Annotated in this window: 14 protein-coding genes and 4 tRNA genes; 12 read left to right on the forward strand and 6 right to left on the reverse strand. The window is 35.3% G+C overall.

Going from position 1 to position 15,323, the window contains the following annotated elements; all coding sequences use genetic code 11:
* Window positions 1–20 precede the first annotated feature (20 nt).
* Window positions 21–788, forward strand: a complete 768-nt coding sequence (locus tag DRF65_RS00160) for a TrmH family RNA methyltransferase (protein ID WP_115967872.1) — start codon at window positions 21–23, stop codon at window positions 786–788.
* Window positions 789–967: 179 nt separating this feature from the next.
* On the opposite strand, the gene DRF65_RS00165 is transcribed toward DRF65_RS00160, so the two are convergent.
* Window positions 968–1,285: a hypothetical protein gene (locus DRF65_RS00165; protein ID WP_115967874.1), complete on the reverse strand. Its 318-nt coding sequence runs from the start codon at window positions 1,283–1,285 to the stop codon at window positions 968–970.
* 183 nt (window positions 1,286–1,468) lie between these two features.
* Between DRF65_RS00165 and DRF65_RS00170 the strand changes: the two genes are divergently transcribed.
* On the forward strand, window positions 1,469–2,644 hold the full coding sequence (locus tag DRF65_RS00170; RefSeq protein ID WP_115967876.1) for a hypothetical protein: 1,176 nt from the start codon (window positions 1,469–1,471) through the stop codon (window positions 2,642–2,644).
* Window positions 2,628–3,206, forward strand: coding sequence for a hypothetical protein (locus DRF65_RS00175; protein ID WP_115967878.1), 579 nt, complete (start codon window positions 2,628–2,630; stop codon window positions 3,204–3,206). Before DRF65_RS00170 ends, DRF65_RS00175 begins: the two co-directional genes overlap by 17 nt.
* Here the strand turns inward: DRF65_RS00175 and DRF65_RS00180 are convergent.
* A complete protein-coding gene (locus DRF65_RS00180; RefSeq protein ID WP_262511430.1) occupies window positions 3,155–3,700 on the reverse strand; it encodes a 5-formyltetrahydrofolate cyclo-ligase in 546 nt (181 codons plus the stop codon). The genes DRF65_RS00175 and DRF65_RS00180 overlap by 52 nt on opposite strands.
* Window positions 3,701–3,769: 69 nt before the next feature.
* The gene (gene trhO / locus DRF65_RS00185; RefSeq protein WP_115967882.1) at window positions 3,770–5,140 is read right to left on the reverse strand and encodes an oxygen-dependent tRNA uridine(34) hydroxylase TrhO; all 1,371 of its coding nucleotides are present in this window, start codon (window positions 5,138–5,140) and stop codon (window positions 3,770–3,772) included.
* Window positions 5,141–5,469: 329 nt separating this feature from the next.
* Here trhO and DRF65_RS00190 point away from each other — a divergent pair, with 329 nt between their 5' ends.
* Window positions 5,470–6,999 carry a trypsin-like peptidase domain-containing protein gene (locus DRF65_RS00190; RefSeq protein ID WP_115968620.1) on the forward strand — a complete coding sequence of 510 codons (1,530 nt, stop codon included), beginning with the start codon at window positions 5,470–5,472 and terminating at the stop codon, window positions 6,997–6,999.
* 70 nt (window positions 7,000–7,069) lie between these two features.
* On the opposite strand, the gene DRF65_RS00195 is transcribed toward DRF65_RS00190, so the two are convergent.
* From DRF65_RS00195 to DRF65_RS00205, 3 genes are all read right to left on the reverse strand, one after another.
* Window positions 7,070–7,528, reverse strand: coding sequence for a hypothetical protein (locus tag DRF65_RS00195; RefSeq protein WP_115967884.1), 459 nt, complete (start codon window positions 7,526–7,528; stop codon window positions 7,070–7,072).
* Window positions 7,528–7,908 carry a RidA family protein gene (locus DRF65_RS00200; protein WP_062700765.1) on the reverse strand — a complete coding sequence of 127 codons (381 nt, stop codon included), beginning with the start codon at window positions 7,906–7,908 and terminating at the stop codon, window positions 7,528–7,530. Before DRF65_RS00200 ends, DRF65_RS00195 begins: the two co-directional genes overlap by 1 nt.
* A 129-nt stretch (window positions 7,909–8,037) precedes the next feature.
* Window positions 8,038–10,629, reverse strand: a complete 2,592-nt coding sequence (locus DRF65_RS00205) for a putative LPS assembly protein LptD (RefSeq protein WP_115967886.1) — start codon at window positions 10,627–10,629, stop codon at window positions 8,038–8,040.
* A 53-nt stretch (window positions 10,630–10,682) separates the two neighbouring features.
* Here DRF65_RS00205 and DRF65_RS00210 point away from each other — a divergent pair, with 53 nt between their 5' ends.
* The 8 genes from DRF65_RS00210 (at window position 10,683) to DRF65_RS00245 (ending at window position 15,232) form a co-directional block, all read left to right on the forward strand.
* Complete coding sequence (locus DRF65_RS00210; RefSeq protein WP_115967888.1) at window positions 10,683–11,969, forward strand: N-acetylmuramoyl-L-alanine amidase family protein; 1,287 nt, start codon at window positions 10,683–10,685, stop codon at window positions 11,967–11,969.
* 58 nt (window positions 11,970–12,027) lie between these two features.
* Window positions 12,028–12,099 (forward strand) — tRNA-Glu (locus tag DRF65_RS00215).
* A 586-nt stretch (window positions 12,100–12,685) separates the two neighbouring features.
* Window positions 12,686–13,006 carry a hypothetical protein gene (locus tag DRF65_RS00220; protein ID WP_115967890.1) on the forward strand — a complete coding sequence of 107 codons (321 nt, stop codon included), beginning with the start codon at window positions 12,686–12,688 and terminating at the stop codon, window positions 13,004–13,006.
* A gap of 66 nt (window positions 13,007–13,072) precedes the next feature.
* Complete coding sequence (rpsT, locus tag DRF65_RS00225; RefSeq protein WP_002983073.1) at window positions 13,073–13,327, forward strand: 30S ribosomal protein S20; 255 nt, start codon at window positions 13,073–13,075, stop codon at window positions 13,325–13,327.
* Between the two features lie 11 nt (window positions 13,328–13,338).
* Window positions 13,339–13,410: transfer RNA gene (locus DRF65_RS00230), tRNA-Glu, on the forward strand.
* A gap of 78 nt (window positions 13,411–13,488) precedes the next feature.
* Window positions 13,489–13,560 (forward strand) — tRNA-Glu (locus DRF65_RS00235).
* A gap of 66 nt (window positions 13,561–13,626) precedes the next feature.
* Window positions 13,627–13,701: transfer RNA gene (locus DRF65_RS00240), tRNA-Glu, on the forward strand.
* Between the two features lie 760 nt (window positions 13,702–14,461).
* On the forward strand, window positions 14,462–15,232 hold the full coding sequence (locus DRF65_RS00245; protein WP_115967892.1) for a T9SS type A sorting domain-containing protein: 771 nt from the start codon (window positions 14,462–14,464) through the stop codon (window positions 15,230–15,232).
* Window positions 15,233–15,323: the final 91 nt, after the last annotated feature.

The following is a 15,323-nucleotide window of genomic DNA, read 5'->3' on the forward strand; positions in this document are numbered from 1 at the left end:
ATTTTGCATAATTTTGCGAAATGTTGATAGAAAGCTTTCAAAACGAAAAAATAAAAAATGTCACTAAGCTACTTACTGACAACAGGTTCCGTAAAAAATCAAAGGTTTTTGTTGTAGAAGGGCAGCAGGAAAATGCCAGAGCCATACAATATGATTTTGAGCCTGTAGAATTTTTCATCTGTGAAAATATCTTTAAGGAAAAGCTTCCTGAAGGGAAAATTCATTATGTAAGTGATAAAGTCTATGAAAAGATAGCTTACAGAGGCAGTTCAGAAGGAATCATCGGGGTTTATACTGCAAAAGAAACGCCTCTTTCTTCTTATATTCCAAAAGAAAATTCTACTGTTATCATTGTTGAAGGAGTAGAAAAACCTGGTAATTTGGGAGCTATTTTAAGAAGCTGTGAAGCCTTTGGTATTGATGCCCTTATTGTTGCTGATGGAAAAACCGATTTTTATAACCCGAATGTTATCAGATCCAGCGTAGGCTGCCTTTTCGGAATGGAGGTTTATCAGGCGGAAAATGCGGAAACCCTAGAATTCCTTCAGAAAAACAGCTTCAATATTTATACAACATTGATGGATGAAACTTCTGAAGATCTTTATAAGAGAGATTTCACACAACGTTCCGCTGTATTATTCGGGACAGAACATTCAGGGTTAAGTGATTTCTGGATTGGAAAAGGAAAGAACACCCTGATTCCTATGTCTGGCAGTATAGATTCACTGAACCTGAGTAATGCAGTTGCAATCACCTGCTATGAATCTTTGAAGCAAAAGAAAGGATAAATAATAGTAAGTGTAGTTTGACGATTGTCTTACAAATCAATATTACTGTAATATTCCTATAATAGAGATTGTTTCACCTTCGGTTCGCAATGACAGGTTAGGAAAGAGTTGAGGATAAAGCATAAAAAAACCGTTTCACTGGGTGAAACGGTTCTTTTATTTTTAAGCTTAAGCTAGAATTATTTCTTAGCAGCATCTTTAGCAGCATCAGCAGCTCCTTTAGCAGCATCAGCAGCACCTTTAGCAGCGTCAGCAGCACCTTTAGCAACTTCAGCTCCAGCAGCAGTAGTAGCAGCAGCAGCATCTTTAGTAGCTTCTACAGCAGTAGTTGCAGCAGAATCAACAACTTTAGCAGCAGAATCAGTTACAGTAGCAGCAGAATCAGCTACAGTAGCAGCAGCAGAATCAGTTGTACCTTCAGTAGCTGTAGCGTCAGTTTTTTTACAAGCAACTAGAGAGATTGCAGCGATAGCAGCTACGAATAATGACTTTTTCATAATAAATTAAATTTAATTTTGTTAATATTGTTTTATAAAATTTTCTTCTGTTCTGTTATTTGAACAAGACAAAGGTATAGCAGTTAGAAAGTTTGTTTATGAAAAATAATTGTAATACCTTTGTAAAATAGTTTTACAAAAAAACATAACTGATAATCAACAATTTAATTATTTAAAAAAAAATTGACAGATTTAGATCTATTACACTTTGAACAGCTAAAAAAGGATGTCCAAGGTCAATATTTAAAAGAATACACCCCTTCACAGGATGACATATCCAAGTGGAAGGGTATAGATATCATATATTTCCAGGAAGACCTGCGCAAAAAAGCAAAAGGTAACATCAGTGAAAAATCATTTTACACCTATTTCAAAACTTCACCAGTCACTAAATTACCCAGAATAGACATGCTCAATTTATTGAGTATTTATGCGGGTTACGACTCATGGTATGAATTCAAGAAACTGCATCTTTTTGCAGGAGAATTACTTCAGGAAACTGAAAATCCTGATGAAGAAGATATGAATGATTTGGAAGAAACAGTTTCTACAGCTCCTGATATTCCAAAAACTGAAATTCAACCTAAAAAAGTTGAAACAAAGACCCCTGAAAACTCTGATTTACAAAATTCAAATACTGATAACCAAGAAGTTAACAAAAAACAAATTTCCACCAGTGAAGTTGAAATTTCAACAACTCCAGCTAAGAAAAATTTCTTAAAAAAGAACGCCTGGGCACTTATTACTTCCGTTTTAATTACCATAACCGGATTACTGGGTTTTAAAGATGTACTTTTTTCAAAAACTTATACTTATTGTTTTATTGATAAGGATAGAGGAGTTTCTGTTATTAACACACTGGATATAATGGTTATCAAGGAAAATGAATCGCCCTTGATGTATAAAATCAAACCTGGTGAATGTTTTTCTTATTCAACCAAAGATAAAAACCTGAAAATGAAGATCAGTGCTGCGTTCTATGAGCCACTGGATGTAAACAGGAATCTTGAAAATGCCCCTGAAGAAGAAAAAATTGAGCTTAAACCGGACGATTACAAAATGGCTGCTTATTATTTCTCCAGAAAAGATATTACAGGAAATTCAGAAGAGCAGGTAGCCCTTATTAAACAGAAAAGAAATCAGCTGGAAAACCTGATCAGCAATAATGCTATTATCTACCAGGTGTATGACAATAACACTTATGGTATTGAAAAAATAGACAAACAAAAGTATATCACCCTCGTTACAACCCCTACTACATCTCTGAAAAACCTGAATGTAATAGAAATGAAAAAAGATAACGGTAAGATCGTATCCATTAAATTCAAAATTGCGACTACAGATGAAAAGAATAAATAATTTTTTACCCCTCATTATACTTCTGACTTTATTTGTTACCTGTACTAAAAAAACAGAAGCCAGTGACCTGGATAAACTAAGAAACAGTAACAACACAAAAAGTTATCCGGCTGTACAAATGGATAGTATGCAGGCTATTAATTCTATTACCAAGCAAAAAGTTCAGGAACTTCTTGATCTTTCTACTCTTTATGCCAGTGGTAACAGAAATACTGAAGTAGACAGTTTTATTTATTCACAGATAGAAAGTTACTTCCATAAACCTGATTCTTTAACCTTCAAAAGAATGTTTAAAGAATTAGATAGCATGAAGGTGAAAGCAGCAAAGGTAAATTCACTGAACGTTTACAAGGAATACTATAAAAAAGACACTTTAGACTATGCCAAATTCAATGTAGAATATTTTGATGAGAAAAATAAGTCTTTAGGAAGCTTTGAGAAGAATGCCCAGTATATATTACTATCCACATCCAAACTGAAAAAGGAATTTAAGTTTTACTTTTTAGATTTTTATTCCAAACCACTTACAAAAGACAGCACTTCTGTTGGAGTAACTAAATAGTCCAGGGGGATATCATTTTCCCAGACATCATCAATAGAATCATCGGGGTCAAAATAATTGACTCCGATTTTTTTTGTCTCTGAAGATATATTTTGGAAAAGAGTGTCATAAAATCCTTTACCGTACCCTACTCTATTTCCTCTTCGATCACAATATAAAAGCGGAGTGATTACATAATGAAAATTATGTTCTCCGGAATCTTCATTGGAAACCGGTTCTGAAATCCCCCATGCATTTGTTTCAAATGCAGTATTTCCGAAGATCTCAATATTAATCAGTTTATCTTCTACAATTTTAGGCACATAAACACGGATATTCTGCCCTAAAAAATAATTGATGAAGATTTGGGTATCAATCTCATTAAACTTCTCAATCGGAACGAAAACATGAACCTTCTGCCCTGCATGAGGAGTAAAGTAATCTATGAAATTCTGAAAAATATTTTCGGATAACAGGAAAGCCTCATCATGAGACAAGGCTTTTCTTTTTTGCATATATTTTTTTCTAAGCTCAGCTTTCAACATAACAGTTAAATTATTTTTACTGAACAGCTTTTGTATTCATTATGCTTTTTCAGCAGGTTCAAGAACCTTATACAGCTTATCAGATAAGCGAACTCTGAACGGAATTTCAAAAGTAATCTGATCTCCCTGTCTTGCCGTTTCACAAGGTTCTCCGTTGGCATAAATCTGAGTGATTGTAAGCTCCTGTTCTCCTGTCGTAGGACCGGAAATCAAAACTTTATCGCCTACTGAAAGTTCTTTACTTTCAATTAAAAACTGTCCGATTTTTGATTTTGAAAAGTAATGCTCAGCTTTTCCAACCAATACCTTCTTAACGGATATTTTCTGACGGATATTTTTTGTTTCTGCTTTTGCTAAAGGTGCTTTAGGCAGATCTCCTGAGTTTTTAAATTTCAAGGCATCAGATTTTCCTTTTCTGAAGACTTTATTTCCAACCTGTAATCCTTTTCTTAGTTTCAGCTGCTCTTCCCAAGGCAAATGAATGGTATCCAGGCATTCTGTAGAGCAGCAGTTTTCCATTGCTGTTTTACATTCATCACATTGGATAAATAAAAGGTGACAGGCATCATTGGCACAATTGGTATGATTGTCACAAGGTTTTCCGCATTGGTGGCACTGTGCTATAATATCATCTGTAATTCGTTCTCCTAAGCGGTGATCGAATACGAAATTCTTACCAATGAATTTACTTTCAATGTCTTCTTCTTTTATCTGGCGGGTATATTCAATGATCCCGCCTTCCAATTGGAAAACATTTTTGAACCCCTGATGTTTGAAATAGGCACTGGCTTTCTCGCAACGAATTCCACCTGTACAATACATCAACAGGTTTTTATCTTCTTTAAAATCCTGTAACTGGTCATTAATAATCGGTAAGCTTTCTCTGAAGTTTTCCACATCAGGAGTAATGGCGCCTTCAAAATGTCCTACTTCACTTTCGTAGTGATTTCTAAAATCAACGACAATAGTGTTAGGATCATCAAGCATATTATTAAATTCCTGTGCTTTTAAGTGAACTCCTTTGTTGGTAACATCAAAGGTATCATCATTCAGACCATCAGCAACAATTTTATGTCTTACCTTAATGGTTAATTTTAAAAAAGAGTGATTGTCTTGCTCTACCGCTACATTCAAACGGATACCTCTCATAAAGTCATACACTTCCAACGTATCGCGAAAAGCTTCAAACTGATCCGCAGGAACACTCATCTGAGCATTAATTCCTTCATGGGCAACATAAATACGACCAAGGGCATCAAGGGCATTCCAGGCTATGAATAAATCGTCACGAAATTTTTTGGGATCTTCAATTTTAGCGTACGCATAGAAAGACAATGTAAGACGTTCCTTACCAGCTTCATCAATAAGTTGAGCTCTTTCTTCTGCGCTTAAGGTGTTATACAGTTGCATGCTATAAACGTTTTAAGTGAGAAAAATATTTTTGCAAAGATAAACATTTTAAATTAATTTTATCGACGAGAGCTTGGGGCAATGGGAACAGAAAACACTTTTATCTTATATTTTATAGAGTACTATTTTGTCATATTTTGTTTAAGTTTTTTTTAATTTTTGTTAACTATAGGCTTAACAATTATGACATAATGTATAAAATGATATAATAGCCGTTAAATTTTAGTTAAAATTGAAACATAGCATACTAATTGCTTACTTATTTAACATTAAATTTGTTTACTCAAAAACATAAAAAGAAATTAATTAATAAACAAGAAAGATATACAATGAAGAGTACTTTAAAAAAACTATTACCATTTGCAGTAGTAGGAGTTGTTTCCGGAGCTACTACCGTTGGAGCTATACAATATTTCGGACATGGTTCCAACAATGGAGATCAATCATTTTTCACAACATCAGCCCCTACCGCAACCTTTGCAGGAATGAATACGGGTGCAGTAGGCGATGACTTTGTAAAAGCAGCTAAAACAACTGTTCCGGCTGTAGTTACTATCAAAAATTATCAAAACAGAACAACAAACAGAGCTTCTGAGCAGGATCTGTTCGACTATTTCTTCGGAGATCCGTTCGGAGGAAGAGGACAGCAAAGGCAAAAGCAGCAACAGGCACCGGACAATATGCCTTCAGGAATGGGTTCCGGAGTTATCATCTCTCCAGATGGTTACATCATTTCAAATAACCACGTAGTGGCAGGTGCGAATAAACTGGAAGTTGTACTGAGCAATAAAAAATCATATATCGCTACTTTAGTGGGAACCGACCCCAACACAGATATTTCCCTATTAAAGATTGAAGAAAAAGGACTTCCTTATTTAAATTTTGCCAACTCAGACAATATTGATGTAGGACAATGGGTACTTGCAGTAGGAAATCCACTGGGACTGAATTCTACGGTAACAGCAGGTATTGTTTCTGCCAAAGGAAGAGGAATCGGGATCTTAGGAAGCCAGGGAAAAGCAGCAAATCCAATTGAAAGCTTTATACAGACAGATGCTGCCATCAATCCGGGTAACTCTGGTGGTGCTTTGGTGAATACTAATGGTGAGCTGATTGGTATTAACTCTGCCATCCAGTCTACAACAGGTTATTATCAGGGATATGGTTTTGCAGTTCCGGCTAACCTGGCAAGAAAAATCGTTGAGGATATCAAGAAATTCGGTATTGTACAAAGAGGTTTCTTAGGGGTTTCTTCATTAGACCTATCCAATGACCAACAAGTTGCAGCCTATAACAAACAGTTCAAAACCAATTTAAAATCAGGTGCAGGAGTGTATGTAACAGGATTTGGGGATAACAGCGGTGCAGAAGATGCAGGGCTGAAAAAAGGAGATATCATTACGAAGATAGACAGCTATGACATCACTGATTTTGCAGATCTTTCTATGTCAATCGGAAGCAAGCGTCCTGGTGATAAAGTTCAGGTAACCTATTCAAGAAACGGTAAAGAATCTACAACAAACGTAATGTTGAGAGACCAGAAAGGAGGAACCTCTACCAGAACGAAAGCTGATCTTAGCGTAACGGAAAAAATCGGAGCCGAATTCGAGCCTCTTACAGAAAGATTCAAAACCGAATACGGACTGAACAGTGGTGTAGTAGCTAAAAGCGTATCTGAAGGAAGCGAAATGGCTAAGATTGGAATCGTAGACAATTATATCATCATCGAGATTAATGGTAAGCCAGTGAATTCACAAAAAGATATCGAAAGTATCCTGAATAAATATCAGGGTAATGTACAGGTGAAGTTTGTAGATGACTACGGAAGAATTTACACTAAAGGATTTAAAATGCCTTAATCAATAACAGAACAATAGTTATTTTCATATCAAAGAAAAACGCTGCAAAAATTTGCAGCGTTTTTTTATATTATTTACTTGATTTATTCATTTTCTCAGCGATCCTTTTCTTCTTGTTCCGTTCATAGATCACTTCTACAATCTTACCGCCAATCCAGGAAAACGGAAAAAACGTAAGGAAGATTGAAATCTTATAAAACGTAGGATGATAAGGAAATATGATCACGTCCAGCATGGCAATGAAAAGCATGATAAAACCGATCAGAATAGCATAGGCCACTTTAGCGTATTTAACGATGATTGCCGTCGCTACTCCACCAATGGTGGTTCCCAGTCCGGAAACAAACAAAAGAAAGCCAAAAAAGGCCTTATCGTCTTTCATACTGAAAAGAAATCTTTGCCAGTGTTCAAACGGAGCAAAAGCCTCAAAAGTAACCCATTGCGGAAAAGCCCTTATACCAAGAGTAATAATAAGGCCAGCTATAGCAAGACCTACCAATACCGCAAATGTATTTCTAATAAAATTCATTAATCCTGATGTGCAATCATAGAAATTTCAATATCCACATTTTTAGGCAGACAGGAAACCTGTACAGTTTCACGCGCTGGATAACTGTCTGCATCCAAATACGATGCATAAATATCATTCATTACCGCAAAATCATCCATACTCTTAAGGAAGATTGTTGCTTTTACAACATTTTTAAAAGTCATTCCAGCTTCTGTAAGAATTGCCTCAAGATTTTTCATTACCTGGTGCGTTTCTTTTTCAATTCCTTCTACCAGTTTACCCGTTGCAGGATCTACAGGGATCTGTCCGGAGATGTATAAAACTCCGTTTGCCATATTAGCTTGTGAATAAGGACCGATAGCTGCAGGTGCATTAACTGTATTGATTATTTGTTTCATATACGGATATTTATTTTTCATGAATCATCTTTCATTGCCAACCATTAAGTTAAACAATTTCATGATCATTTCGTTAGATTTATTTTGGTTGCAAATATAAAATTTATATTGTCAAATGCCAATCTGATATTAGAAAGGTGAATTTGGCTGCGTAAAACTTCTGTCTTTATACTTCAATGCATCACTTAAGATATTGGCTTTGATCCCGATAAAGAAGTCATACACTTTATATTGTCCGAATGGTACCCAGTTAAAATTGATTGTAAAACTTCGCTGATCTCTTGAAAAACCAATCCTGGTATAGGCCAGTTCTTTAGTCACTAAGTCATAATGTGTACTTCCGGTAATATTCCAGTAAGGCGTAAGCTTTACACTTCCATCAAGCCCTAGAGAGGCAATTTTATTTCCCAATCTGTTGAGCCCTTTTGAGTAAGCATAGTTAGCATTAATATTCAAAGTCCATGCCTGATCGAATCGCGCATAATTGTCGTCATCAAAATAATAGTTTTCATTTCGGACTTCCCCTTTTGAACTATACTTTTTGGCATAATCTGTTTTTTCTCCAAAGATCTCGCTGCTTAAAGGATAAGATACCTGGATATTGAATCCCTGTACACTGAACCCTCCAAACTGCTCCGTTCTTATTCCCGTATCCTGTCCCGGAAGGAATTCAATTTTATACGGATCAAGAGAAAGACTTGTGTTCACAGTAAGCTTATTATTAAAGAAAGAAGACTGCCCGTTGATACTGAAGATAGACCAAGGGTGGTCTTTAGCAGCAAAGTTATAGCTTCCTGTAAGATTTAAAGATTCAAAAATCTTAATTTTCTTTACTCCGGTAGAATCGCTTTTAGACTTCACTTTCATCTCAATATTATTCCCCAAACTAAATCCTAATGCTCCAACAACTCCACTGGAAGGACTTCCTATAATTCCTTTTTCAAAAATAGAGTAAGGGGTAATGGCTCCCACCGCATTGTAATAATTCTTATAATATCCAAAACCAGGACTTGAAAAATCAGGAGAATAAGTAAAGCTCATACTTGGAGTCATCATGTGTCTTACCGCTTCCACAACAGATCCTTTTTTAAACTTCATCATACCGTATAAAGTAGTCTGAAGGCTGGCGCTGGTAGAAAACGTAGAGTATCCTCCTAGTTTTTTGTTCATTTCATCTACAGTCACATTCTTTACAGGATCATAAAATCTGTTCAATGTTTTTGTAGTTAAAGCGTTGTCAATAGTAGCACTTAAGCTGAATGTAAAATATTTAGCCAGCGTTGTATTGGTTGCCAGTGCGATATTATTCTTTAGACCCGTCTGCATTTTATCCCACATTTCTTTTTTGAACAGCTCATTTTCCTGAGTGTTAACAAAATTGGTAAGGTTAAAACCTGTATTTACTGTAATATTTTCAAGAAGTCCCTGTCTCACCCCACTTTTCGATTTGAACAGATAAAACTGATTTACAGCTACATTCATCTGCGGAAGACGAAGATCAGCCAATCCTGTTGCAAAGTTCTGTGAATAAGAAGCCGTTCCTGTAATGGTTACCGGAAGTTTCAAAAATCTTTTGGTAAGTGTTACCGTTGAATTCTGCTGGGTATTCAATACATTCTGGTTGAAAATATAATTATTGTTAAGTGGGTTATTATAAAACTTCGTACTTACAATATCCACAGAGGCGCTGAATGTAAGAAAAGGATTCGCTTTTGAATCCTGGGAATGCGTCCAGCTGATACGATAAGTACTGTTTTTTGTATAATCATCCAGTCCTTTGATTCCTCTTATCATAGTTCCTACATCAGCATTAAAGCTTCCGGAGTAACGGTATTTTTTCTGATAATTCATCTGTGGCCGGAGGTTCCAGCTTCCTTTGGTATAAATATCTGCGAGTACTTTAAGATCAAAATGTTCTCCGATCGGCTGATAATACCCAATTCCGTTCAGGAAAAACCCTACATCTTCCCGCTCCCCGAAACTTGGGATCAAGATACCTGCTGCTCGTTTCGCTGAAAAAGGAAGGATCGCAAAAGGCATAATAAGTGGCGTAGGAACCTGTTCTATATACATCTGAATAGGTCCTGTAACGATTTGAGACTTTTCTTTTGATTTTATAAGTTTGATATTGGAAGCTCTCATAAAGTAATCTGCTACCGTATCTTTTTTCTTTACAAAATATTCATCGGTTGTGTAATCCGCTTTTCTCATGGCGTACACCGAATCATTGTATTTTTTAGTTTTCTGAGCTATAATTACCCCTTCACTTTCTTCTGTTCTGGCATTGAAAGCAATAGCCTGTCTGGTTTTTGTATTATAGCTGAATTCGTTGGTTTCGTATTTTTTACCAGCCTGCGTAGTGATTACAGGTTCTATAATCTTTCCTAAAGAATCCTGTTTTCCTCTCGCATAGATCAGGTTTTTGTTATCATCAATGGAAATATAATCTGCATCAATCTGCATATCCTGATACTTTACCTGGGCATTCTTATTGAGGAATGTCATTTTCTTAGGGATATCTCTTCGCTGATCATCGGCTTTTGTATGAAGTACATCATCTAAAGATTCTTTTTTTGCGATTATGGTATCCTTTTTGGAATTGGAAATAGTATCATTAACCACATTTTTAGGCAATTTTTCAGGTTTTTTCTGTGCTAAAAAATTGTTAAAAATTAGGATAATTAAAATTTGTAATATATTTTTGAGGACGGTTTTGGCCAATTTTATTCTATATAATTAAGGCCCAAAATTAATATAATTTTTATAACTGTAAGATGCACAAACAAAATTTTAGAATAATTTTATCATTTCTCCTTCTCCTAACCTGTAACTTTCTTTTCTCTCAAAAGAAGTTTACTATAGTTCTTGATGCGGGACACGGAGGAAGTGATCATGGAGCCAACAGGACCTATTCTGACATAGGAAGAATCGCAGAAAAAGACATTACACTCGCCATTACTTTGAGGGTAGGTGCCATGCTTGAAAAAAACAGAGACTTCAAGGTAATCTATACCCGAAAGATTGACGAATACCCTTCTCTGTCTGACAGAACCAACCTTGCCAACCGAAGTAAAGCAGATCTTTTTGTATCAATTCACTGTAATTCTTCTGCAAGACCTACAGCTTATGGTACGGAAACTTATGTACAGGGACCCAACCAGAACAATGAAAACCTGGAGGTGGCTAAAAGAGAAAATGATGTAATCTTTCTGGATGAAAAAGATAAACAGATCTTCGGATCTTATAATCCTGAGTCTCCGGAATCTTTAATTGCGTTAAAACTTCAGCAAAGCAAATATCTTGAATCCAGTCTTCTTTTAGGTGGATTGGTAGAGGATAACTTTGTAAATAAGGATAAGAGGTCTTCAAGAGGAGTTTTCCAGAAAAACCTTCACGTTCTCCGTATGAATGCCATGCCTTCTGTATTGATAGAAACAGGTTTCATTAACCATCCGGAAGAAAGCCATTATATTGCATCCGAAAAAGGACAGGATGAAATCTCAGAAAGTATTTATAATGCTATCATCGATTACAAAAAGGCAGTTGACAGAAAATCCGGCGGGTCTTTCACCACCAAAAAGCAGGAACCTGAGAAACCGGCAGAAACTCCATTGAAGAATGATTTCAGAATATTACTGATGAGTTCTCCTACAAAATACAATGAGAATGATCCGGCTATGAAAGGACTAAGCTACATACTTACCCTCAAAGAAAACGGACAGTACAAATACTACTATGCAGTGACCAACATGGCTTCTGTAAAAGATATCAATCTTAAAACAGCCAAAGATGCCGGATTCAGAAATGCATTTGCAGTAGGATTCATGCCTAACCAGCGAATCAGCATGGGCTATTATACGCTGGAAGTCTATACCGGTGAAAAACTCAATGGAAATTCATATATTCTCCAGAATCTTAAAGATGTAGAAAGAGAAAAAGACAGTGGTGTTTTCTATTACACCTATGGAAAAGTTTATACGTTGGAGGATGCTGTGAAATTACAGAAAGAAGTTGAAGCTAAAGGAATTAAGAATACGGTCATTCAGAAAGTCTATAAATAATTGAAAAATAATTTTGAAGTTTAAAAAGCTTTTTTTACTTTTGCAACCTCAAAATTCTGGCCTATTCGTCTAGTGGTCAGGACTCAAGATTTTCATTCTTGCAACAGGGGTTCGATTCCCCTATAGGCTACAAAAGAGGAGAAATGATAATTATAATCATTTCTCCTTTTTTTATTCCAACACCATTCATTATTAATCTAAAGTATTGTGACAGTTTCAAAAATGACAAACAGGTGAAAATTTTAGATCATTAAGAACAGTCTTATATTTTCTTCTCCGGATAAACATTCCAGTTTAGAAAAAGAATCTTATATCAACGTAATAAAAAAATAACCTGTCACAAGCCCTCTTAAAAAAGATCAATAAAATTGATTTTGCTTTTAACTATTTTAAGAATTTAAGACAAAACAGTCATTTTGCTTTCACTAATTTTCCTCATTTTGCATTTTTATATCAGTCTTTAAAATAACAAGTAAGAATTCTTGAAAATATAGAACACTGATATACTGACCCTTATTATCATTCAGATAAAAATCTCACAACTTTTTTTCTAAAAAACGCCTCTATTTACGTTATATCTCACAAAAGCATTATATTTGCAAAAATTTTTTAATAAATTTAACCATAATTGGTAAGACAAATATGGTAACACTGATGAAAAATAGTATTGATAACCCACAGTCTGTAGGAGACTACAGATTATCAAATTTTATATCATGCCGGATTTAAAAATACAAGAAGCGAAATTGCTTTTTAAGAAAATCCACTCTAACCCAAAAAGTTATGATTTACAAATCAATGAAGACGGGATTACAGGCAAAGATGATAAAATCAGTTTCAGACTTTACAGGACTGGAGAAAGGGTTGCTTTTGAAGTAACAATAGACGGACTTACTTTCACCAATACCACTGGAGAATGGAACAATGGCTTGATCATGTTGGGAAATACGATCAAAAAAATTGAAAAAGAACAAGAAAATTTAAAAATAGAACAAGCAATAGATAAGCTTAGAAAATACCTTTCAGAAGAAAATTAATTTTTTTAAAAATAAATTTGGTAGTTTCAAAAAAAGTTTATAGTTTTGCACTCACATTTGAACGATATGGCAAATCATAAATCAGCACTAAAGAGAATCAGACAGAACGAAACTAGAAGACTTCGTAATAGATATTATCACAAGACTGCTAGAACAGCATTGAAAGCCTTAAGAAATGAGGAAAACAAAGCGGCTGCAACAGAGCAACTGCCAAAAGTTATCGCTTTATTGGATAAATTAGCTAAGAAAAATATTATCCACAAAAACAAAGCGGCTAACTTGAAAAGCAAATTGACAAAGCACGTTAATAAATTAGCGTAATAAGTATAGCTGGCCCGTTCGTCTATCGGTTAGGACCTCAGATTTTCATTCTGGTAAGAGGGGTTCGATTCCCCTACGGGCTACTTAATTTTTAAAAACCACTTGGTTTATAGTGGTTTTTAAAAACAAAGTGGAAAGCTAATACTTAAACAAATCTAACCGGCCCGTTCGTCTATCGGTTAGGACCTCAGATTTTCATTCTGGTAAGAGGGGTTCGATTCCCCTACGGGCTACAAACTAAGAGTTGACACTTATAAAAACAAAAAGCTAACACATTATTTCGGTAATGGAAGATAGAGGGCCCGTTCGTCTATCGGTTAGGACCTCAGATTTTCATTCTGGTAAGAGGGGTTCGATTCCCCTACGGGCTACCAAAGGACTTTTTTAGGAAAGTCCTTTTTTTCGTTTCTATACTACTTCACTATATTTATCTACAAACAAAATCTTATAGGGAGGCCTAAAGTAAGTTCATCAATATCTTCAGGATAGATTGGAGAACAAAAGCTTAGTAACCGAAAGAAAAAATTATCTTTTACGGTAAAGCTTTTCACGGATCAGGTGCAAAAATTGGAGGCTAAGCAAAAGTTTTAGTGAATCTGAAGTGAAAAAATGACGTAAGATCAAGCGCAAAACTTGGAGATTAGCACAAATTTATACTTTTTGTTGAAGAAACAGATTATTTATAATCACAAAAAAAGATGATCCAAATGTTTTATTTCAGAGAGGGAGGAAGTGCAATTTTGTCACTAAAGAAGTTTCGTAGGATATACATTCGCTTAGAAAGAATTAATTCTATTCTTTACCTTCTTAAGAATACGAGATAAGGCGCTAAACTTCACGTCAAATTAAATTCCATAAATACAACAGCATTATCCCCCCGGTTTTTGAAACTGATTCAGGAATTATACCCGCTACCCTTCTGGCAAAAATCTTACTTTAATCTGTAAATAATATAAAATCCGTTAAATAAAAACACCTGTCTTTATACTGTATATAAAATTGGCAATATAAATATGTTTATTTTGGACAATATTAAATTTCATTAAAAAAATCACCAAAAATGGAAATATAATTTTTAGCTTCTTCTTTAATTTCTTAAATTTGACTAAAACTATTCATCCAAAAATCAATAACATGAAATTTAATTTACCTCTTAGAGACAATTTCTCTTGTAAAGCTGCTTTTGTAGCATTATTTTTATTTTCAACTCAGTTTTTAACTGCCCAAAACAGAATCTATGCTCACGCTCAAAGTTCTGGCGTATTTGGAGTAGCCTGCTTAGGATGCCGGGTTGACAATCCACTCAATGCCATTGGAGGCAATGAAGATGACTATTCTACAATGGTATTGGGAACAGCATTATTAGGCGGAATCCAACAGACATTAATTTTTCCTGATCTCAGATCCGATACAAGACTTGTTGTAGGCATCGGAACGGACAACATTCCTTTATCTGTACAGTTATTAAGCGGTGTGACTCTGGAAACAATGAATGGAGGGACTTCTAATGACGATCGCAGAACAATTGACATCAGCCTTCTAAAACTGGGAGCAACCCCAAACAGAGGGACTGTAGAGTTCAAACCGGAAAAGCCTTATGATGGAATAAGAATCGGCTTAACCGGAGGAGTTTTAAGTCTTGGTGGTGGATTCAGAATTTATTATGCTTATCAGGATCCATTGATTCACCTGTTGGCCCACAGTGAAAACGGACAGATTACTCTAAGTGGAAATGTGGCTCTGGAAGGTTCTGAGGTTGCATTAACCAACACTTCAGGAAAAGAAGTTTACCGGTCTAAGCTTAGAAGCAATACATTTGAATCTAATCAGACAGACGGAGTTTACATTATGACTCTTCAGACTAAAGAAGGAAAAACATATTCTAAAAAAATTGTTATTAAATAAATAATACAACAAAACCGGCAGTCTTTAAAGAGGCTGCCGGTTTTTTTTACCCACAACCCAATAAATATTATCTTATAACTAAAAAAAACAC

The organism is Chryseobacterium pennae (genome assembly GCF_003385515.1).
Lineage (GTDB): Bacteria > Bacteroidota > Bacteroidia > Flavobacteriales > Weeksellaceae > Chryseobacterium > Chryseobacterium pennae.

Coding starts and splice junctions, on each gene's coding strand:
- DRF65_RS00160 (WP_115967872.1), top strand. CDS start 21: ATGTTGATAGAAAGCTTTCAAAACGAAAAAATAAAAAATGTCACTAAG.
- DRF65_RS00165 (WP_115967874.1), bottom strand. CDS start 1,285: ATGAAAAAGTCATTATTCGTAGCTGCTATCGCTGCAATCTCTCTAGTT.
- DRF65_RS00175 (WP_115967878.1), top strand. CDS start 2,628: ATGAAAAGAATAAATAATTTTTTACCCCTCATTATACTTCTGACTTTA.
- DRF65_RS00180 (WP_262511430.1), bottom strand. CDS start 3,700: ATGCAAAAAAGAAAAGCCTTGTCTCATGATGAGGCTTTCCTGTTATCC.
- trhO (WP_115967882.1), bottom strand. CDS start 5,140: ATGCAACTGTATAACACCTTAAGCGCAGAAGAAAGAGCTCAACTTATT.
- DRF65_RS00190 (WP_115968620.1), top strand. CDS start 5,470: ATGAAGAGTACTTTAAAAAAACTATTACCATTTGCAGTAGTAGGAGTT.
- DRF65_RS00195 (WP_115967884.1), bottom strand. CDS start 7,528: ATGAATTTTATTAGAAATACATTTGCGGTATTGGTAGGTCTTGCTATA.
- DRF65_RS00200 (WP_062700765.1), bottom strand. CDS start 7,908: ATGAAACAAATAATCAATACAGTTAATGCACCTGCAGCTATCGGTCCT.
- DRF65_RS00210 (WP_115967888.1), top strand. CDS start 10,683: ATGCACAAACAAAATTTTAGAATAATTTTATCATTTCTCCTTCTCCTA.
- DRF65_RS00220 (WP_115967890.1), top strand. CDS start 12,686: ATGCCGGATTTAAAAATACAAGAAGCGAAATTGCTTTTTAAGAAAATC.
- rpsT (WP_002983073.1), top strand. CDS start 13,073: ATGGCAAATCATAAATCAGCACTAAAGAGAATCAGACAGAACGAAACT.
- DRF65_RS00245 (WP_115967892.1), top strand. CDS start 14,462: ATGAAATTTAATTTACCTCTTAGAGACAATTTCTCTTGTAAAGCTGCT.